The sequence below is a fragment of the Streptomyces longispororuber genome (genome assembly GCF_024448165.1).
Taxonomy (GTDB): domain Bacteria; phylum Actinomycetota; class Actinomycetes; order Streptomycetales; family Streptomycetaceae; genus Streptomyces; species Streptomyces longispororuber_A.
The window spans coordinates 13269-32490 of record NZ_JAMOLN010000119.1 but is presented as its reverse complement, the minus strand read 5'-3'; the positions used below and the strand labels follow the sequence as shown (position 1 = coordinate 32490).

At 71.9% G+C, this 19222-nt stretch carries 20 protein-coding genes; 7 read left to right on the top strand and 13 right to left on the bottom strand.

What is annotated here, in order from left to right:
* The first annotated feature begins 107 nt into the window (after nucleotides 1–107).
* Nucleotides 108–776 carry an HAD-IA family hydrolase gene (locus M4J07_RS29080; RefSeq protein ID WP_255976412.1) on the top strand — a complete coding sequence of 223 codons (669 nt, stop codon included), beginning with the start codon at nucleotides 108–110 and terminating at the stop codon, nucleotides 774–776.
* 145 nt (nucleotides 777–921) lie between these two features.
* Here M4J07_RS29080 and M4J07_RS29075 read toward each other — a convergent pair whose 3' ends face one another.
* Entirely contained in the window at nucleotides 922–1767 is an 846-nt protein-coding gene (locus tag M4J07_RS29075) for a peptidoglycan-binding domain-containing protein (RefSeq protein WP_255976410.1), read from the bottom strand.
* A gap of 229 nt (nucleotides 1768–1996) precedes the next feature.
* Between M4J07_RS29075 and M4J07_RS29070 the strand changes: the two genes are divergently transcribed.
* Complete coding sequence (locus M4J07_RS29070) at nucleotides 1997–4072, top strand: MDR family MFS transporter (protein ID WP_255976408.1); 2076 nt, start codon at nucleotides 1997–1999, stop codon at nucleotides 4070–4072.
* A gap of 13 nt (nucleotides 4073–4085) precedes the next feature.
* On the opposite strand, the gene M4J07_RS29065 is transcribed toward M4J07_RS29070, so the two are convergent.
* Nucleotides 4086–4592, bottom strand: a complete 507-nt coding sequence (locus tag M4J07_RS29065; protein ID WP_255976406.1) for a GNAT family N-acetyltransferase — start codon at nucleotides 4590–4592, stop codon at nucleotides 4086–4088.
* 148 nt (nucleotides 4593–4740) lie between these two features.
* Between M4J07_RS29065 and M4J07_RS29060 the strand changes: the two genes are divergently transcribed.
* Nucleotides 4741–5379, top strand: coding sequence for a hypothetical protein (locus M4J07_RS29060; RefSeq protein ID WP_255976404.1), 639 nt, complete (start codon nucleotides 4741–4743; stop codon nucleotides 5377–5379).
* A 7-nt stretch (nucleotides 5380–5386) separates the two neighbouring features.
* Nucleotides 5387–5902 carry a hypothetical protein gene (locus tag M4J07_RS29055; RefSeq protein ID WP_255976402.1) on the top strand — a complete coding sequence of 172 codons (516 nt, stop codon included), beginning with the start codon at nucleotides 5387–5389 and terminating at the stop codon, nucleotides 5900–5902.
* A gap of 19 nt (nucleotides 5903–5921) precedes the next feature.
* Here the strand turns inward: M4J07_RS29055 and M4J07_RS29050 are convergent, their stop codons facing one another.
* The 5 genes from M4J07_RS29050 to M4J07_RS29030 form a co-directional block, all read right to left on the bottom strand.
* Nucleotides 5922–6374: an iron chaperone gene (locus tag M4J07_RS29050; protein WP_255976400.1), complete on the bottom strand. Its 453-nt coding sequence runs from the start codon at nucleotides 6372–6374 to the stop codon at nucleotides 5922–5924.
* 78 nt (nucleotides 6375–6452) lie between these two features.
* Nucleotides 6453–7085, bottom strand: coding sequence for a glyoxalase (locus tag M4J07_RS29045; protein WP_255976398.1), 633 nt, complete (start codon nucleotides 7083–7085; stop codon nucleotides 6453–6455).
* An 80-nt stretch (nucleotides 7086–7165) separates the two neighbouring features.
* A complete protein-coding gene (locus M4J07_RS29040) occupies nucleotides 7166–7483 on the bottom strand; it encodes an antibiotic biosynthesis monooxygenase family protein (RefSeq protein ID WP_255976396.1) in 318 nt (105 codons plus the stop codon).
* A gap of 4 nt (nucleotides 7484–7487) precedes the next feature.
* Complete coding sequence (locus M4J07_RS29035) at nucleotides 7488–7700, bottom strand: hypothetical protein (protein ID WP_255976394.1); 213 nt, start codon at nucleotides 7698–7700, stop codon at nucleotides 7488–7490.
* Nucleotides 7679–8083: a DnaJ family domain-containing protein gene (locus M4J07_RS29030; protein ID WP_255976392.1), complete on the bottom strand. Its 405-nt coding sequence runs from the start codon at nucleotides 8081–8083 to the stop codon at nucleotides 7679–7681. The genes M4J07_RS29035 and M4J07_RS29030 overlap by 22 nt, the downstream gene beginning before the upstream one ends.
* Nucleotides 8084–8170: 87 nt before the next feature.
* Between M4J07_RS29030 and M4J07_RS29025 the strand changes: the two genes are divergently transcribed.
* Entirely contained in the window at nucleotides 8171–8569 is a 399-nt protein-coding gene (locus M4J07_RS29025; protein ID WP_255976390.1) for a hypothetical protein, read from the top strand.
* Between the two features lie 16 nt (nucleotides 8570–8585).
* On the opposite strand, the gene M4J07_RS29020 is transcribed toward M4J07_RS29025, so the two are convergent.
* From M4J07_RS29020 to M4J07_RS29010, 3 genes are all read right to left on the bottom strand, one after another.
* Nucleotides 8586–9263 (bottom strand): O-methyltransferase, encoded by a 678-nt coding sequence (locus M4J07_RS29020; RefSeq protein WP_255976388.1) that lies wholly within the window; start codon nucleotides 9261–9263, stop codon nucleotides 8586–8588.
* Between the two features lie 5 nt (nucleotides 9264–9268).
* A complete protein-coding gene (locus M4J07_RS29015) occupies nucleotides 9269–10408 on the bottom strand; it encodes a DUF2330 domain-containing protein (RefSeq protein WP_255976386.1) in 1140 nt (379 codons plus the stop codon).
* Between the two features lie 206 nt (nucleotides 10409–10614).
* Entirely contained in the window at nucleotides 10615–12006 is a 1392-nt protein-coding gene (locus tag M4J07_RS29010; protein WP_255976384.1) for an MFS transporter, read from the bottom strand.
* Between the two features lie 385 nt (nucleotides 12007–12391).
* Here M4J07_RS29010 and M4J07_RS29005 point away from each other — a divergent pair, with 385 nt between their 5' ends.
* Together M4J07_RS29005 and M4J07_RS29000 are read left to right on the top strand one after the other, a co-directional pair.
* Nucleotides 12392–14434 carry a bifunctional glycosyltransferase 87/phosphatase PAP2 family protein gene (locus tag M4J07_RS29005; RefSeq protein ID WP_374215099.1) on the top strand — a complete coding sequence of 681 codons (2043 nt, stop codon included), beginning with the start codon at nucleotides 12392–12394 and terminating at the stop codon, nucleotides 14432–14434.
* 146 nt (nucleotides 14435–14580) lie between these two features.
* Nucleotides 14581–15102 (top strand): hypothetical protein, encoded by a 522-nt coding sequence (locus M4J07_RS29000; protein ID WP_255976380.1) that lies wholly within the window; start codon nucleotides 14581–14583, stop codon nucleotides 15100–15102.
* Here the strand turns inward: M4J07_RS29000 and M4J07_RS28995 are convergent.
* From M4J07_RS28995 to M4J07_RS28985, 3 genes are all read right to left on the bottom strand, one after another.
* Nucleotides 15066–16310, bottom strand: coding sequence for a helix-turn-helix domain-containing protein (locus M4J07_RS28995; protein ID WP_255976378.1), 1245 nt, complete (start codon nucleotides 16308–16310; stop codon nucleotides 15066–15068). The genes M4J07_RS29000 and M4J07_RS28995 overlap by 37 nt on opposite strands.
* A 184-nt stretch (nucleotides 16311–16494) precedes the next feature.
* Nucleotides 16495–18042 carry a DUF6801 domain-containing protein gene (locus tag M4J07_RS28990; RefSeq protein WP_255976376.1) on the bottom strand — a complete coding sequence of 516 codons (1548 nt, stop codon included), beginning with the start codon at nucleotides 18040–18042 and terminating at the stop codon, nucleotides 16495–16497.
* A gap of 133 nt (nucleotides 18043–18175) precedes the next feature.
* Complete coding sequence (locus M4J07_RS28985) at nucleotides 18176–18781, bottom strand: hypothetical protein (protein WP_255976374.1); 606 nt, start codon at nucleotides 18779–18781, stop codon at nucleotides 18176–18178.
* Nucleotides 18782–19222 lie beyond the last annotated feature (441 nt).

The window sequence follows — 19222 nt, the reverse complement described above, 5'->3', positions numbered from 1 at the left end:
GGTTTGTTTTGTACCGTGGTGAAACAAAGTGGTTCCCGTCCACTCACCCTGACCGGTGGGCGGGGCCGCCTTGTCCCTCCCTCGCCTCCGTTCCCTGGAGTTCGCCGATGACGGCCACGCCCACCGTTCTCTCCGCGCGCGCCCTGCTGCTCGACATGGACGGCACGCTCGTCAACTCCGACGCCGTGGTCGAGCGGATCTGGCGGCGCTGGGCCGCGGAGCACGGGCTCGACGGCGACGACGTGATGCGCGTCGCGCACGGGCGTCAGGGGCACGCCACGATGGCCGAGCTGCTGCCCGACCGGCCGGTGGCCGAGAACCTCGCCGACAACGCGCGGATGCTCGCCGCGGAGACCGGGGACATGGACGGGGTCGTGGCGGTGCCGGGTGCGGCGCGGTTCCTCGACTCGCTCGTCTCGGGCGGGCTGGCGCACGCCCTGGTGACCTCGGCGGACGTGCCGCTGTCGACCGGGCGGATGGCCGCGGCCGGGCTGCCGTATCCGGTGGTGCGGGTGACCGCGGAGAACGTGGGGGCCAGCAAGCCGGATCCCGAGGGGTTCCTCAAGGGGGCCGCCGAGTTGGGGGTCGATCCCGCGGACTGTGTGGTGTTCGAGGACTCCGGGGCCGGGATCTCGGCGGGGCGCTCCGCGGGTATGCGGGTGGTCGGGGTCGGGCCTCGTGCGGCTGTGCACGGGCCCGATGTGCATGTGGCTGATCTGACGTCCGTGCGGGTTGCCGCCGGCGGTGGTGGGGAGATTCTGCTGTACGTGGGGTGAGGCGTACGTGGGGCGGGTGGGGCGCACCCCCGTCGCCGTCGGGGTTCTGGGCTGTGGGCGAGTGCGGGATTCGTCGTGGCTGGTCGCGCAGTTCCCCGCGCCCCTGACGGGGCGCCCACCCGGTACAACCCCCCGAAGGGCCGCGTCAGCGGGACGTTTCTCGTTCCAGGGACTCTCGGGTGGACGGGCCGTACGTGCCCGGGGTGTCCGACGTGATGCCCCGGGAGATCTGGTAGGTGCGGACCGCGTACTCCGTCGGGCCGTTGTAGTTGCCGTTCGGTTCCCCGGGGTACAGGTTCAGGCGCCTGAGGCGGGACTGGAGTTCCGCCACCTCGGGGCCGCGGTCACCGCGGCGCAGCACCGTCGTGTTCGTCGGGCTCACGGGCCGCGTCGTCGTGGGGGACGGTGTGGTGGTCCGGGTGGTGGGCGTCGGCGTCGTGGGGGTCGGTGTCGGGCTGGGGGACCGGGTCGGCGTGGCCGACGGGGACGGCGTGCCGGACGCCGTGGGCGTCGGGGAGGCCGATGTGGCACGGGTCGACGGCGCGGACGGCGTCGGCGTACGGGGCGCCGAGGCGAGGGTCCGGGTGGCCGACGCCGCGGGTGCCTCGTCCGCGGTCGTGGCCGGGTGGTCGCCGCCGCCCGACGACACCAGGACCGTGACCAGCGCCGCGACGCTCAGGACGCCCGCCACCGCCGCCAGCAGCAGCACCGGGGCCTTGCGGCGGCCCGGCTCGGCGAAGTCGTCCGGTTCGTCGCCCCGCGGTTCCTCGGGCGGCAGCGGCTGGGGCGGGTGCGCGTACGGGTCCGCGGGGCGCGGTGGCGCCGGCTGCGAGGGCTCGGGGAGCGTGACGTAGGGGCGGACACGGAGCGGGCCGAAGCCCTCCACCTCGCAGGCGCAGGACGGACCGCCGTCCGGTTCCCTGGCCGCGCCGCACTCCGGGCACGTACGACTGCTGTCGGCGTTTCCGGCGTCGCTTCTGTCTTCGGTCATGCGTCTCTACCCCCACCACACTCGCCGCTCATCCCAGGACCCCCCGTCCTTGAGCGTTCGCAGCGCATTATGCAGACCCGGCCGCCCCCGGCGCAGCGCCGGTCCCGGTGAACCCCGCCGGATCGAGCGCCCCGGACCGGACTCAACAGGCCAAACAGGGTCACACCTACCAGGATGGGAAGTACCAAGCCCCCGGCCGACCCGGTCCGGGGAGGCTTCGGAGGTGGCCATGAGCAGCCAGGACATCGGCAGCGCCGGGGCGGGCGGCACCGGCCGCACCCACCAGGCCGTGCCCGACGACACCGCCAAGAGCGGCGGCGTCCTCGTCTCGATCGGTGCGTTGCTGCTCGGCATGCTGCTGGCCGCGCTCGACCAGACGATCGTCTCCACGGCCCTGCCGACGATCGTCAGCGACCTCGGCGGCCTGGAGCACCTCTCGTGGGTCGTCACCGCGTACCTGCTGGCCTCGACGGCGGCGACGCCGCTGTGGGGCAAGCTCGGCGACCAGTACGGACGCAAGAAGCTCTTCCAGATCGCGATCGTGATCTTCCTCGTCGGGTCGGCGCTGTGCGGCCTGGCGCAGAACATGCCCCAGCTCATCGGTTTCCGGGCCCTTCAGGGCCTCGGCGGCGGCGGGCTCATGGTGCTGTCCATGGCCATCGTGGGCGACATCGTCTCGCCGCGGGAACGCGGCAAGTACCAGGGCCTCTTCGGAGCCGTGTTCGGTGCGACGAGCGTGCTCGGGCCGCTGCTCGGCGGGCTGTTCACCGAGCACCTCAGCTGGCGCTGGGTCTTCTACATCAACCTGCCGATCGGTGTCGTCGCCCTCGTCGTGATCGCCGCCGCCCTGCACATCCCGGTGCACGCGCGCAAACACCGGATCGACTACCTCGGCACGTTCCTCATCGCGGCCGTCGCCACCTGCCTCGTCCTCGTGGCGTCGCTCGGCGGCACGACCTGGGGCTGGGGCTCGCCGCAGATCATCGGGCTCGCCGTGGTCGGTGTGATGCTCGGCCTCATCTTCGTGCTCGTCGAGTTCCGGGCCGCGGAACCGGTGCTGCCGATGAAACTGTTCCGGGTGCGGACGTTCACGCTGTCCGCCGTCATCAGCTTCGTCATCGGCTTCGCGATGTTCGGCGCCATGACGTACCTGCCGACGTTCCTCCAGGTCGTGCAGGGCGTCTCGCCGACCATGTCCGGCGTGCACATGCTCCCGATGGTCATCGGCCTGCTGATCTCGTCCACCGCGTCCGGGCAGATCGTCAGCCGGACGGGACGCTGGAAGGTCTTCCCCGTCGCCGGCACCGCCGTCACCACCCTCGGCCTGCTCCTGCTGCACAACCTCACCGAGAACAGCTCCACCGCCGAGATGAGCGCCTACTTCTTCGTGTTCGGCTTCGGACTCGGACTCGTCATGCAGGTGCTCGTACTGATCGTGCAGAACGCCGTGCCGTACGAGGACCTGGGCGTGGCCACCTCCGGCGCCACCTTCTTCCGCTCCATCGGCGCCTCCTTCGGCGTCGCGATCTTCGGCACCATCTTCACCAACCGCCTGGGCGACAAGCTGGATTCGGCCCTCGCCGGTCAGCAGCTGCCGCCCGGGGTCAGCCCCGACTCGCTCAGCGCCGACCCGCGCGGCATCGCCGAACTCCCGGCCGCGCTGCGCCCGTCCGTGCTGCACGCGTACGCCTCGTCGATCACCGACGTCTTCATCTACGCGGTGCCGGTCGCGCTGCTCGCGTTCCTGCTGTCGTGGTTCCTGCGCGAGGACAAGCTGCGCGGCTCCGTCACCGCGCCCGACCCGACGCAGACGCTCGCCTCCAATCCCGTCGAGCGCTCCTCGTACGACGAGGTGATGCGGTCCCTCTCGGCGCTCGGGACGCGCGAGGGGCGGCGCGAGATCTACGAGAAGATCACCGCGCGGGCGGGCTACGACCTGCTGCCCGCGGCCAGTTGGCTGGTCCTGCGCATCAACCGGTACGGGTGGGCGGAACCGGCCGCCCTCGCCGAGCGCAGCGCCGTGCCCCTGCCGGTGATCCTCGCGGCCGCCCGGCAGGTCGAGGAGCGGCACCTCGCCACCCGCGAGGGCCTCGACCTGGTCCTCACCGACGAGGGCCGCGAGGTCGCGGCCCGGCTCGGCCGGGCCCGCGAGGACTCCCTCGCGGAGCTGCTCGGCGACTGGTGGGGGCCCGACCGGCCCACGGACCTCATCCGCCTGGTGTCCGAACTCAACGCGGAGATGTGCGGCTCGGACGCCGAACGGCCGCACGACGGGGCGGGTCCACGACCGGATCTGGCCGCCTGACCTCGCTCGCTGCTCAGCTCACCGGGTGCAGCGACTTCCTGAACCAGTGCTCGGCATAGATGTCGTCGTTGTGCGGCGCGGTCTCCTCGTAGCCGAGGCGGGCGTACAGGGCGCGGGCCTCCACCAGGTCGCCACGGGTGTCCAGGCGGATCGTGCCGGCGCCGAGCGCGCGGGCCGCCTCCTCGGCCGCCGCCACGAGCAGTGGCGCACCGCCCCTGCCGCGCCACTCCGTGCCGACGAACACCCGGGTCAGCTCGGCCGTCCCGGCGTCCACCAGGCGCACCCCCGCGGTTCCGGCCGGCCGGCCGTCGTGACGTGCGACGAGCAACTGGCCGGTGGGCGGCGCCAGTTGCTCGCCCGCGCCCGCCGCGACACCGCGCTCCAGCTCGGCCGGGTCCGTGGCGCGCCCCTCGTGCAGCAGGTACCAGCGGTCGCTCACCTCGGTGTAGTACGCACGCCAGAGAGCAGCGGCCACAGGAGAGTCGTACGGTTCGGGGGCGATGGTCCACAGGGTGCGCATGGGGCATTGTGAGGCGCGTGGGGCGCCGCACCGCAACCGTATTTCGCCTGGTCCGGGCCTGCGCCGTTTGGGCCGCGGCGCGCGGGCAACTCGCCACCGGAACGCACAGTTGACGGGTTTCGGATACCGGGAAGGTCGGGAGACACCCATGTCCACAGGCGTGATCATCGCTCTCATCGTGGTGGGGGTCGCGGTCGTCGTCGCGGCGGGCCTCTTCGCCGCGCGCACCGCACCGCGCGGCGGACGCGGCCTCAGGCGCCGGTTCGGCCCTGAGTACGAGCGGGCCGTCGCGCGGCACGACGGCGACACCAAGGCCGCCGAGCGGGAGCTGGCCGAGCGCGTGCGACAGCACGGATCGCTGCGCACCCACCCGCTGGAGCCCGCCGCCCGCGAGCGGTACGAGGCGCGCTGGGCCGACGCCCAGGAACGCTTCGTCGAATCCCCGCAGGAGGCGGTCGCCGAGGCCGACCTGGTCCTGGCCGACCTGGCGCGGGAGCGCGGCTTCCCCGACGGCGGGCAGTACGAGGAGCAGCTCGCGGCACTGTCCGTGCATCACGGCCCGCACGTGCACGGCTACCGGCGCGTGCACCGCGCGGCGCACGCCCGCACCGGCCGCGCGGAGGAGAGCCGGGCCGGCACCGAGGAACTGCGCGCGGCGATGGTCGAGGCGCGGGCCCTCTTCGGCGATCTGCTCGGTCCGGACCACGGCCCGCGCCGGCGGCCCGAGGACCCGGCGGCGCACAAGCGGCACGGAGCCCTCAAGGGGCGTCTGGCGAAGGGGAGTTGAGGCGACGATGACGGACATCGGACGGGCCCGGCAGGACGGGCAGGAACGGACGGTCCCCGGCCCCGGTACGGACGGGGAGCCGGGCCAGGAGCCCGGTCACGAGCAGGGCGCCGTGAAGGGCGCGCGAGCCGTCGACCCGATCGCGACCGAGCGCGGCGCGAAGGAGCCGCGGCCCGAGCGGCCCGAGCGATCCGAGCGCGATCCGGCGGAACCGGGCGGGAAGCCGATGCGGATGAGCGGTGCGGGCGACAGCGCCCGCGCGGAGCTCGTCCCCCACGACACCCGGGACGAACTCTCCGGCCGGCTGCGCCACGCGGTCACCGGCTTCGTCGACGAACCCCGGGCCGCCGTCGAGGAGGCCGACCACGTCCTGGAGGACCTGACGGCCCGCCTCGCCGAGACTCTCGCGGGCCGCCGCCGCACCCTGCGCACGTCCTGGCAGGACGCCACGGAGGACACCGAACAGCTCCGTCTCGCCCTGCGCGATTACCGGGAGACGGCGGAGAAGCTGCTGCGTCTGTAGCGCAGGGGGCGCACAGACCCTAGGCCGCCGCCCGCTCGACGAGCTCGCTGATGCGGGCCTCGGCGGCGGCGGTCAGCTCTGTCAGGGCGAAGGCGGTCGGCCACATCGTGCCGTCGTCGAGCGCAGCCACGTCGTTGAAGCCGAAGGTGGCGTACCGCGACCTGAACTTCGCCGCGCTCTGGAAGAAGCACAGGACCTTGCCGTCCTTGGCGTACGCGGGCATCCCGTACCAGGTCTTCGGCGTGAGGTGCGGGGCCGCGGCCCTGACCAGAGCGTGCACCCGCTCGGCGAGGACGCGGTCCGCCTCCGGCATCTCGGCGATCTTCGCGAGCACCTCCGCCTCCGGGTCCGCCTTGGCGCCGCGCGGGCGGCGCGCCGCGCTCTTCAGCTCCGCGGCGTGCTCCTTCATCGCGGCGCGTTCCTCGGCGGTGAAGCCCTCGTGCTTCTCGGCGGACTGCTGGGTGCGCGGCATGGCGGGGTCCCCTCTTCGGGCGGGTCTTCGGTCGGGTCTTCTTCGGGCGGAGCAGGGCGGGCGGGTCGGGCGGGTCGGTCAGGGCGCGGGCGTCAGCGACGACGCGGACTCCCAGGTGAACCCGTCCGGGTCGGTGAAGGGCGCGTCGGTGCCGGTGAGCACGAGGCGGTGCGAGCCGCTGCCGTCGACGGGGACGCCGACGTCCTTGGCCAGGGCCGGGCGCTTGTAGAGGGCCAGCTTCACGGGGCTCGGCCCGGCGGTGGCGAACTCGACGTACTTGCCGCCGAAGCTCTTGCCCACGGCGAGGCCCTGCTCGACGTAGAACTTCTTGCTCGCCTTGACGTCGTCGACGCCGAGCAGGAGCACGATCTCGCCGATCTCCCGGGTCGCGGCGCCCGTGTCCTTCTTCTCCGAGGTCGCGAGCTTCCAGATCGTCCCGTCGGGGGCCTGGACGGTGCCGCCGTAGCCCCAGAACGACTTGGTGACCGGCTTCAGCGACGTGGCGCCGGCGGCGAGGGCCGAGGCGGCGAAGCTGTCGACGGTGGCCGGGTTGGCGACCGTGAGCGACAGCGAGAATCCGCGGAAGCCGGTGGTGGCCGCCTCGGAGGCCCGCAGGCGCACCTGCGAGCCGAGTCCGAAGGCGGCGGAGTAGAAGCGTTCGGCGGCCGCGACGTCGGCCACTTCGAGGGTGACTGCTGCGATGGAGGTCATGTGCATCACGCTAGGCGCGCGGTGCCCACCGATGCTTCTCGAAAACTGACCGGTTGGTGTTCCCGCAGGTCAGCGGCGGTTCACGCGGTCTTGGGGGCGGCCTGCTGGACGACCTCGAAGGACCAGACGGAGGAGCCGCTCGCGGCGGGCTTCGGGCGGTCGCCGCCGCCCTGGTGCGCGGACTTCATGGGGCCCTCCATCCACGCCTGGAAGGACTCCTCGTCACGCCACCGCGTGTACACCAGGTAGTCGTCGGTGCCCTCGACGGGGCGCAGGAGCTCGAACCACTCGAAGCCGTCGGAGTTCTCCACGGCGCCGGCGCGGGACGCGAAGCGCTTCTCGAGGGTCTCCCGCTGCTCGGCCGGGACGGTCAGGACGTTGATCTTGACTACAGACATGTCCTCATCCTGCCGCACCCTCCGGTACGGCGGGCGGCCGGACCTCCGCCATGCGGCGTTCCGCGCCGCCGCGGCGCAGCACCAGACAGCCGTCGAAGGCCGAGGACCATCGCCCGTGCCGGTCGGAACTGCCGGACGCCCGAGCCGACTTGAGGGTGGAGACGATCGCGGGCGTGCGCAGACCTGGCGGAATTTTTACGTCCGATTTTCCTGCCACTGCCGAACGATCTCGTCGACGTCGTACGGCTTGAGGCCGAGCGGCGGACCCGGTGGCGGTTTGAACATCATGTCGCGGATCTTGTCGTTGAGTTCCGTCAGCAGCCGGCGGACGATCCGCTCGGAGGGGGCCTTCGCCACCGCCTCCAGCGTCTCCTCGGCCTCTTTGCGCAGGGCGAGCGAGGGTGGCAGGACGGAGAAGCCCTCACGGGCCAGCTTCCGTTTGATCCACCAGTTCTCGTCGTAGGAGGCGGACTCGGCCGCGGGATCGAAGGGCTTGCCCGCGCCGGACAGCGCGGCGAACTCGCCGCGACGCTCGGCGTCCCGGATCTGTTTGTCGACGAATGACTCGAAACTGACGCCAGGTGGTTTGCGTTCGGTCATGCACTCATTGTCCCGCAGGCTCCGCACGGACGCCCCGGAGGCTTAGGATGCGGCCGCTACGGACGACGCGAACGCTGGGGGAGTGCGGTGCTCGAACTGACCATGGCCACGGTGGCCGGCGGGGACGTCGGGGCGACGGCCGGAATGGTGATGGCCGAGGCCCCGAGCGAGCCGGGGGCCGTGCTGCGGGTGGGCCGCGACGCGGCCGTGTGCCGGCTGGTGACGCCGGAGGACTGGCTGTTCGTGTCGCGGGTGCACCTGGAGTTCCGGTGCGGGCCCGAGGGCGAGTGGAGCGTGTTCTGGCTGCGCGGCTCGCAGGACGACCCGGCCTCCGAGGTGCGGGTCCGGCTCGGCACCCAGGGACCCGGCCAACCGCTCGCCTACGGCGGGGTGTCGGTCCTGCCGCGCGGCGGCTCCGGCGAGGTCGTCGTCCTCGACCGGGGCGGGCCGCGCAGCGTGAACGTGGGGTTCTACCACGAGCCGTGAGGCCCCGCGGCGCCGCTCAGTCCAGGACCCGGGCCAGCGCGAAGCCGTCGTACCCCTTGGCGCCCACCGTCTGGATCGCCGTCGCGTCCAACTTCGGGTGGTCGGCGAGGAGTTGCAGGGCGGTGCGGGTACCCGTGACGTCCGGGGCCGTGCTCTGCGCGTCCACCACCCGGCCGTCGCGCACCACGTTGTCGACCACGACGACGCTGCCCGGCCGGGTCAGCTTCACCGCCCACTCCAGGTAGTGCGGGTTGTTGACCTTGTCCGCGTCGATGAAGACGAGGTCGAACACCGCGCCCTCGTCGGCGAGCCGGGGCAGGGAGTCGAGGGCCGCGCCGACCCGCACCTCGACGACCTTGTCGAGTCCGGCCCGGGCGAGGTTGGCGCGGGCGACCTCGGCGTGCCGGGCGCTGTACTCCAGCGTGATCAGCTGCCCGTCGGACGGCAGCGCGCGGGCCAGCCAGATCGTGCTGTAACCGCCGAGCGTGCCGATCTCCAGGATGCGACGGGCGCCCTGGATGCGGGCGAGCAGGTGCAGCAGCTTCCCGTTGACGGCGGACACGCTGATGGCGGGCAGGCCCGCCGCCTCGCTGTCCGCGAGGGCCGCCGCAAGCGCCTCGTCGGCGGGGGCGAGCAGCCCGCTCAGGTAGGCGTCGACGGCCATCGGCAGGTCCTGCGCGTGAGTCGAGGTCATGCCCGTCAGCCTAGGCGCGGCGGCACGATCACGGGCGGAGGCGGCAGCACGGGACGGCGCCGACGCGCGCGCAGCACCAGCAGGGCGGCCCCGACCGCGAGCACCGCCGCCGCGCCGAGCAGGGTCAGCAGCCACACCGGGACGTCCGGGCCGACCGTGAGCAGCTCGTCCGAGTAGACGACCGTGCGGTACGGGGTGTCGGCCGGCGCGCGCCGCAGTTCGTGGTCGCCGTCGATCGCGGACGGTGTCCAGAAGTCCTGGGTCAGCGCCGTCAAGTACCGCTCGCTGCCCGCCAGTTCGGCCAGCGGCCCGGCCGTCTCCGTGATCCGGCCCGCGTACGTCACCGCGGGCCGCGTCCCGCCGATCGCCGAGCGGGGCTCCATGCGGTGGTCCGCGAGCACGTACAGGTTGAGGTGCTGGGCGTTGCGGGCCAGCCGGGACAGCCGCATCGGGTAGACGAGCCGGTCGCTGGCGAACGTCAGGTGCAGCGGGTCGAGCCGGCCGCCGAGCGTCGCCTCGCGGTTCTCGGGGGAGAGCCGGATCGCCACGTACTCCCAGCCCCGGTCGACGTACGGGCGCAGCGCCTTGTCGAGCCGGTCGGGCAGCCGGAAGCCGTTGTCCGCCAGCCAGTCGGCCAGGTCGTCCGGGTCGGTGGCGGTGAGCCGGGCGACGTCGAAGGGGCCGAGGTGCTCGCGGCCGACGACGTTCACCCCGGCGCTCGGGGTGGCGGCCGGGGCCCCGGCGGACGCGCCGTCGCCCGAGCCGCCGAACGGCCAGTCGTGGCCGCGCGGCCAGAAGTAGTGCCGGGTCCGGTACTCCGGCTCGGTCTGCGTGGCCAGCGCGGAGAACAGGTCCGGGTCGCCCAGTTCGACGTTCGCCCGGTGCGGCACGGGCATCACCCAGGCGACGTCGCGGCCGTCGCCGCTCACCGAGAGGCGCATCACGATCTGCTCGGTGCGGCCGTCCCACCGCACGGCCGACGTCTCCTCGTTCACCGCGATCCGCTGCCCCTCGCGCGGGACCATGGCCCCGCATCCGCAGGCGTAGGCCGGGGCGGCGAGCGAGGCCACTTGGAGCGCGAGCAGGGTCAGGGCGATGAGGATCGCCCTGGCCCTGGTGGTGAGGGGGGCGGGTGCGGTTGTCATGCGCGTATCGACGGTCCGGGTGAGGTGCTGGTTCCCCTTGTTACCGGGCTGTTGCCCCGTCAGGGGGGGGCGCGAGCAACCCGCGAAGAGCCGCGGACGCGTCTGCTCGGTCATGAGCAGACGCGTCCGCGGCTCGTGTGTGGCTGAGCGCGCAGTTCCCCGCGCCCCTTCAGGGCGCCGTCACCCGCCCACCCGCACGCCGGAGGCTAGATCGCGGGCGGGGAGCCCGGGAGCGGGCGGCCCGCCGATTCGCGCATGCGCCATGCGGCGATTCCGCCGATCACGGCCGCGGCCATCATGTAGTACGCCGGAATCATCAGGTTCCCCGTGGCGGCGACCAGCGCGGCGGCGACCAGCGGCGTCGTGCCGCCGAACAGCGACACCGAGAGGTTGAAGCCGACCGACAGCGAGCCGTAGCGGACCTTCGTCGGGAACAGCGCGGGCAGCGCCGACGGCATCGACGACGTGAAGCCGACCAGCAGGAGACCGAGCGCGGCGAGGCCGAGGGCGATCGCCCAGGTCGACCCCTCACGGATCAGCAGCACCGCAGGGACGGAGAGCAGGACGAAGCCCGCGCAGGCCCCGCCGATGACCCGGCGGTGACCGAAGCGGTCGTTGGCCGCGCCCATCGGGATCTGCACGGCCATCATCAGGACCATCACGCCGATCAGGATCAGCGTGCCGTGCGTGGCGTCGTAGCCGAGCTCCTCGCTCAGGAACGTCGGCATGTACGACAGCAGCATGTAGTCCGTGACGTTGAAGACGAGGACCAGCGCGACGCAGAGCAGCATGGCGTTGGCCGCGCCCTTGCCGACGAACATGTCCTTGAACTTCTGCTTCGGCTGCGCCTTCTGCTTCGCCTCGGCCTCGTCGGCGAGCTTCTGGAACGCCGGGGTCTCCTCCAGCTTCATCCGCACGTACAGACCGACCAGGCCGATCGGACCCGCGATCAGGAACGGCAGCCGCCAGCCCCACCCGTACAGATCGCCGTCGGACAGCATCGTGGTGAGCAGCGTGGCCAGGCCCGCACCCGCCACGTAGCCGACGAGCGTGCCGAACTCCAGGAAGCTGCCGAAGAAGCCGCGGCGCTTGTCCGGGGCGTACTCGGCGATGAACGTGCAGGCGCCGCCGTACTCACCACCGGTCGAGAAGCCCTGCACCATGCGAGCCACGATCAGCAGCACCGGCGCCCACACGCCGATGGCGTTGTAGGAGGGGATCAGGCCGATGGCGAAGGTGCCCGCCGCCATCATGATCATGGTGATGGCGAGGACCTTCTGGCGGCCGATGCGGTCGCCGAGCGGGCCGAAGAAGGCGCCGCCGATGGGGCGCACGAGGAACGCGGCGGCGAACGTGCCGAGCGTGGACAGGACCTGCGCCGTGCTGGACGCCGTCGGGAAGAAGACGTGGCCGAGCGTCGCGGTCAGATAGCCGTAGACGCCGAAGTCGAACCACTCCATCGCGTTGCCGAGCGCCGCCGCCTTGACGGCCCTCTTCACGAGGGACGGGTCCGTGACGGTGACGTCGGACGACGTGTGGCTCCGCGCCGGGGCGTGGAGCCTGCTGGTACTCGGTGCGATGGAAGTGGCGGTGGCCAAGGGTCCGCTCGCCTGCCTTTCGTGGGGGACAAGGACAAGGGCCGTCCACGCGGGACGGCCCGAAATCGACCATAGGGGCGTCCGCGATCGTTACGGGTAGTGTTCGTCCCACTGCGCTCCGCATGGAAACCGTCTCCGACCTGGGGAAACGTGAGACCGTCGGAGCGCCGTAAGCGGACATTCCTGTGAGGTATGTCGCGGAACCGGACCCGTGTAGCGAGCAATGAAACCGGTCTCCACCGCCGTCTTCCGGTCAAAACCCGGACGACGAGCAGGTGAAGCCGGGGTTGCCTGCGTCTCACCACGGGGGTGGTGCGAACCTCTATGGATACGGACGACTTGGGGCATCCGAACGGAGCCGACAAGGACGGGAGGCCGACAGCGCGTGGCGAATGTGGAGCACGGAGGACCGGTGACCGGGCGCGTGAGCGTCGCGCGAGTGGGCCTGTGGCTGATCGCCGGCGTGCTCGCCGTGCGCCAGCTCGTGGTCGTGCTGAGCACACCGCGCGGTGAGCGGCTCACCGACCTGGAGACCTGGATCGGGCCGAACGGCGTCCTTCATGTGAAGGGCTCGCTGTACGACGCCCCCGACCGGTTCACCGGCACCCCGTTCGCCGGCCTCGTCCTCAAACCGCTCTCCCGCGCCGCCGAGCAGGCCCTCGGCTGGGGCTGGACGTTCGGCTCGCTCGCCCTCGTCGTCGTCCTCGGCCTGGTCGCCGCGCGGGCCCTGCCGCAGCCGGTCTCCCGTCGGACGGCCCTGTTCGCGGCGCCCGTCGCGATCAGCCTGCTCATGCTGTCGCTGCCGGTGCGCAACGCGTTCACGCTCGGCCAGACCAGCATCATTCCCGTCCTGCTCGTCCTCCTCGGCTGCTTCGCCGTCCGCGGCGAGCAGACGTCCGGCGTGCTCATCGGCGTCGCCGCCGCCCTCCAGCCGACCGTGCTGCTGTTCGCTCCGCTGCTCTGGTTCACCGGCCGCCGCCGCGCCGCCGTCTCCTCCGGTGTCACCTTCGCCGCCGCGACCGCCCTCGCCTGGGCCGCGATGCCGCACGACTCGTGGACGTACTGGGTGCACCACCTGGCGGGCGCCGGACTGAGCACCGACCCGTCGGCCGACGCCAACCAGTCGCTGCACGGCATGCTGCTCCGCTTCGGCCTCGAAGGACCGCTGGAGATCGGGCTCTTCCTCCTCCTCGGCGTCGCGGTCGCCGCGCTCGGCCTGCGCCGCGCCGTCACCTACGCACGCGACGGCCAGCTCCTCCTCGCCGTCGCCGTCGCCGGCTGCGTGGCGGTCGCCGTCTCGCCCACCACCTGGCAGCACCAGCTGCTCTGGGTGCTGCTCGCCGTCGTCGGCCGGGTCGGCAGGCGCGCGTCCGACCGCTACATGTGGCCCGTCCTCGTCGTCCTCGCGCTGACGCTGCCGTCGAAGATGCTGCTGCCGAACATGCCGGTCGTCGAGCCGATCGCCGACAACGTCGTGCTGATCGCCGCACTCGCCGCCGCCTGCGTCGTCCCGTTCCTGTCCCGCACCTCGCCGCTCTACCGGACCCCGATCGCCACGGACTACGCCGCGCCCGTCCCCGCCCGCTGGGCCCGGGTGCCGCTCGTCCCCGTCTGGCGCCGGGTGGTCAGCCGGCCCAACCTGATCCTCGAACTGCTCCTCATCCGCGTCGGCTACTCCGCGTACCAGCAGGTCAGGCTCGCCGCGACGGGCGGCACGAACGCGGGCGGCCGGGCCACCGCGGAGGCGCACGGCCGCCAGATCCACTCGATCGAGCAGTTCCTGCACATCGACATCGAGCGCTGGGTCAACCACGCGGTCGTCGACCACGCCACGTGGCTCAAGGACTTCTTCAACTTCTACTACACGTCGTTCCACTTCGTGGTCCCGCTCGCGGTCCTCGGCTTCATGTACGTGCGCCGCCCCGCCGAGTACCGCTGGGGCCGCTCCGCGCTCGGCTTCGCCACGCTCCTCGCCCTCGTCGGCTTCTGGGCCTACCCCCTCGCCCCGCCGCGCCTGATGCCGAACCTCGGCTTCATCGACACGGTGCACGGCGTCCAGGACTTCTCCCAGCCGGACTACGGCACGCTCACCCACCTCACCAACCAGTACGCGGCGATGCCCTCGCTGCACTTCGGCTGGTCCCTGTGGTGCGGCATCATGATCGTCGTCCTCGCCCGGCGCTGGTGGGTGAAGGCCCTCGGCCTCGTCCACCCCCTGTGCACGGTCTCCGCGATCGTCGCGACCGGGAACCACTGGGTGCTCGACGCGGTGGGCGGCGCGACCGTCGTCGCCCTCGGCTTCCTCGTCACGTACGTGCTGCAAGGGCCCCGGGTCCGCACGCCGGCCACATCGTCCGCCCGGGCGTCGGGGACCGCGTCCCCGGTTCCGGACACCGACGACGCACCGGTCGAGAGCCCTCGCCCCTGACCGCCGGGCGGGCGGCTCCCTCGACGCCCCTTCTTCGTCGCCTTCTTTGTCGCCGAGTGCGCGAACGCGCAGTCCCCTTAGTCCAGTTCGGCGGAGTTGCGGTCCGCCGGTTGTGGGCCGGCGGCGCACGGCCCTAGCTTCCGCGCATGCGAAGACTCAGGCGTAGGGCTGGTGTGCTGGTCGCGGCGTTCGTCGTCGCGCTGTCGTGGATCGCGACGTCCGGGGGCGGGGTCGCCGTCGCGTCGGCTCAAGTGGCCGCGGGGAGCGCGACAATGACGCCGCCGGGGGCGACGTGCGACTCGGTGGCCCTCAATGGACCGTTCACGGACACGGGCGGCCACATCACCTCGGTGTCGTTCAACGGATGTGTCGCCAGCGGACTGTCGTTCACCGTCACCGCGCGGGACATGCCCTGGACGGTCGACTTCCTGGGGGCGCCGGACCCCGCAGGATGGGTGCCGATCGCGATCCACGTGTCGTTCACGATCGACGGGTTCGCGTGCACGGCTACGGTCTCAGGGGCCGTGACCGGTCAGTACAACACGATCACCCATGAGCTCAGGCTCGACGGAGGCGGGTCGTTGGCCGCGGAGGACGACGCGAACTGCCTGGGCCTGATCAACCCCGGTGATCACGTCTCCCTCGAGCTCGACGTCATCGTCACCTGACCCGCCGCGACCCCGCCATGGAGGTGGAGGGCCCGCAGCGCCGCCTCCATGGCGAACCGGTGGTCCGGGTCCTCCAGGCGCGCGCCGAAGTGGGCGTCGAGGTTGCGCAGCCGGTAGCGGACGGTCTGGGCGTGGACGCCGAGGACGTCGCCGACCTGGTCCGCGGTGCCGCGCGTGGTGAGCCAGGCGTGCAGGGTCTCGACGAGGCGGGCGCGGCGGGTGCCGGACGACTTGTCGAGCGGGGCCAGTTCGCGGGTGGCGATCTCGTTGACCAGGGCCGGGTCGGAGAGCAGCCAGAGCGTCGCCAAGTGGTCCGCGGTATCGATGACCTGGGCATCGGCAACGATGTCATCGTCGACGAGCTGAAGCACCCGGCGGGCCCAGCGGAGCGAGTCGGCGGCCTGGGCGGTCGGCACCGTGAGGCCGATCGTGAGCGGGGTGCCGAAGGCCGCGGACTCCAGCATGGCGCGGCGCTCGGGGGTGAGCGGGCCGGGGACGAGGAGGTGCGGCTGCGGGACGCCCAGGTCGGTCAGGACGTCGACGTCCAGGTCCGCCTGGATGCGGTCGGGCGTCGGGGTGCGCAGCGCGATCAGGGTGACCTCGTCGGGCAGCGGCCAACTCGCCTGCTCACACAGCTCGTTGATGGTGGCGTGGTTGAGCGGGGTGCCCGCAAGGATGAGGTGGAGTAACCGTCTTCGGAGCGTTTCGAGCGCGGAGCCCGATCTCGCCTGGACCTCCTGGTAGCCCTCGCGTGAGAGCGCTCCCAGCTCGTCGATGTACGCGAAGAGCGCGTCGGCGAACGTGAGGAGGAGGGTGGGGGAGAGGTCGTAGCGCCGGCCGATGGTCTTCGCCCGGCGCAGGGCCACCCGGGCGCCGAGCCGGTAGGCGCCCTGGAGGGTTTCCAGATCACGCCCCTCGTAGGCCTCGACCCGTCCGAACTTGCGCAGCAGTTCGTCCCGCACGGCGGACGACGCGTCCGGGTCGGCGACCCGGTCGACGAAGGCGGACAGGGCGTGCTCGACGCCGTGGCGGATCGCGCCGGCGTTCGGTCCGTTGAGGAGGTGGGCGTACTCGGGGTACGCACGGGTCACCTCGACCCGGATCTCCTTGATGAGCCCGGGGAGTTCGGGCCGCATGATGGCGGCGAACTCCGGGGGGAGCGGGCCCAGCGGTTCGTTCACTTCTGGTGGAATCGCGCGCGGGGGCATGTGCGGTCCTCGCTGTCCGGGCGCCCGGTGGGGGGAACGGGGTCCGCTTGGTCCGAGGGTGTGGCCCATATGGCCCTTGCGGTGGCCGTCAGGTGCGTACCTTTGGGAACTCCTGTGAAAGTAGAGCAACTTGATTGTGGTGTACACCACTTGAGTGTGGATGGCTGGAAGTGGACGCGGCGCCTCAGGGCGCGGAGGGCTTCCCGATCGGCGGGAGCGGCGGGATGACCGGCGGGCAGCCGGGAGAGTCCTTGCCCTTCGGGGAGCAGACCTCGGCCTGATTCATGGTGACGAGGTTGCCGGGACCGCTGATGGAGGCCGTGAAGAGGGCGTCGACGTTCTCACCGCTCTTCCCGACGCAGCCAGTGAAGGCGGGGATGTCCACCACTCCGCTCAGGACACCGCCGTGGAGGACGTCCTTGTAGCCCCCGCCCTCGCTGAAGTCCGCGCGCAGGGTCGCGCGGTAGGGCTTGGAGGTGCGGCAGTCGGGGCCGACGTCCAGCGGGGTGCCGTTCACCTTCACGTCGTGGATGCGCAGGGACTGGAAGAAGGTCGCCACCGCGAAGGGCTCCCTGTTGGGAGGGTTGCCGATGCTGCCCGTGGAGATGGTCAGCTTCCCCGTCTCGAAGGTGACCTTCGCCGTGACGGGCGCGAACCCGAAGCCCAGGAAGGTGGATTCGGCGTCGGGCAGGGTCACCTCGGCGAGCGAGTTGAGGGCCGCGTAGTACGGGCCCGATTTGTAGGTGATCGTCTGGGCGTTGGCGCGGACGTTCATCAGGGCGGGGGTCTTCGACGGGTCGTTGATGACCATCGACCCGTCGAGCTTGCGCACCGTGCCGAAGCCGACCGCGTACGCGCACACCGGCTGGCCGGGCAGCGTGATCGGATCGCGCAGTACGGTCCCCGGCAGCGGAGGCGGCATCTGGCTCAGGTCCAGTTCGCCGGTGGGCATGTCGGGCGGGCAGGTGTCGGCGCCGGTGGGGGTGTCGGCCGCGTTCGGGGCGACGTCGATACCGTCGCGCTCGCCCTGCCCCGCGCCCGCGTCCGGGGAATCTCCGGCCGAGGGCCCGTCGGACGGCTCACCGCCAGGGACGTGGGCACGGGCCAGCAGCGGTTCGTCGCCCTCCGCGGGAGCACACGTGACGGTGACCGGGGTCCCGCCCGCCGCGGGGGCGATGTTCAGGGTGAGGTCGCCGCCGAAGAGCTCCAGGTCGCCGGGGGAGCTCACCGTGACGGTCGGGACCTCGCCGGTGACCCGCAGGGAGAGGTCCGCCCCTTCGGCGGGCAGGTCGCTGCGGCCGGCCAGCTGCGACCAGGTCGCCTCGGCCGTCTGCTCGTTCTGCCGGACGTGCACGCCGAGCGTCGCCCCGGTGTCGATACCCGTCGTCCCGGCGGGCAGCAGATCCGTGAGCGCCGCGCGGGGGAGGACCGCCTCCAGCTGGACCGGGCCCACCTGGATCGGCCGGCCCGGCACGGCGGTCTCCGGCAGCTGGGTGGCCACCTTCACCACGGCGTGCACCGGTTCGGCGGGCGTGTCCGCGGGAGACGCGGTCCCGGCCGCGGGAGCGGGCAGCCGGCACGCGTAGTCCAGTACCGCGGCGGCGGGCGGCTGCTCGTCGGCCCGCGAGCCCGCTCCGGACAGCAGTCCCGCGATGAGCGCGGCCGACGCCACGGAGGCGATCCGCACCGGATGCCGGGTCCCGCCGCGCGTGCGCTTGCTGTCGGCACTCATCGGCTGTCTTCTCCCTGCGGTCGTCGGCCCGTCCGTCATGTCGTCGTCCCCTCCCGGAACGCGCCCGCGCCCGCCGCCGAGGGTCGCTCGGCGGCGGGCAGGGGGTGGTGCACCACGGTCGATGCGCCGTGGATCAGCTCTGCATGGAGATGTTCTGGTCGGCGTTCAGGACGTAGTCGCCGTTGAACTCCGCGTGGTCGCCAGGGTTGATGAGGCCGAGGCAGTTGGCGTCGTCCTCGGCGGCGAGGGAGCCGCCGCCCGTCACGTGCAGGGTGTCCGTGCTGTTCTCGAACCAGCCCGTCACGCTGCCGGAGAAGGTGGCGTCGCAGGAGAAGCCCGAGATCGTCGCGCGGATGCCGGTGATGGTGCCGTCGGCCCGGTCCGAGCTGCTCATTCCCGTGACATTGATCTTCCAGGGGAGGGAGGCCGGGTCGGTGGTGACGGCGAAGTCGATGCCGGCCACGTCGCAGCCGTTGAAGGTCAGGGAGCTGATGTCACCGATGCCGTTGCCGTCGAGGCCGGAGCCGGACTTGAGCGTGCCCGCGGCGTTGGACGAGGTACACGTCAGCGTGGTGCTGGGGACCGCCAGCGTCGTCGTACCGGCGACCGCGGTGAACGCGCCGCCCGGTGTGACGGTGTAAGTGGCGAGTGCGCCGGCCGACGCCTGGGTGACGGACAGCCCGAGTGCCGCGCCGAGCGCGACGGTGGCGATTGCGGTGTTGCGAGCAAGTCTGCGCACGAGAAACCCCTTCAGGGATGGTGGCGTACGAGATGGAATGCGCCGCCAGGCAGAGACCGGGCGGGCTACGGCTCAAACTCCTTGCGGACACCGCGAGTTCGGGGGGAGCAGCGGCTGTCCGTCGCCTTCGAGAAAGGACGTTACGAGCAAGTAACCGGGGCGTGCAATGGAGCAGCGCGAGAATCCTCGCAGAGTGCGGAACTCGCCAGTTTTCTTGTCGATGGGTGCACAAAGGGGCGGTTGGTTCTTGTCGGCGGGTGAGGAGTTTGGATGCCGTGCCGGTAATTGCTCATCCGGTGAGCAAGTCGGACGGCGTTCTGCTCATCCGCCGATAAACGCGCCGGTAGTGGAATTCCTGTCAACGAGCCCATTGCCGCCGGAGGTTTCCCGCCAGTAACCTCCCGGAGGCCTCATCCCGCCACCTGCACCTTCGACCTCTGC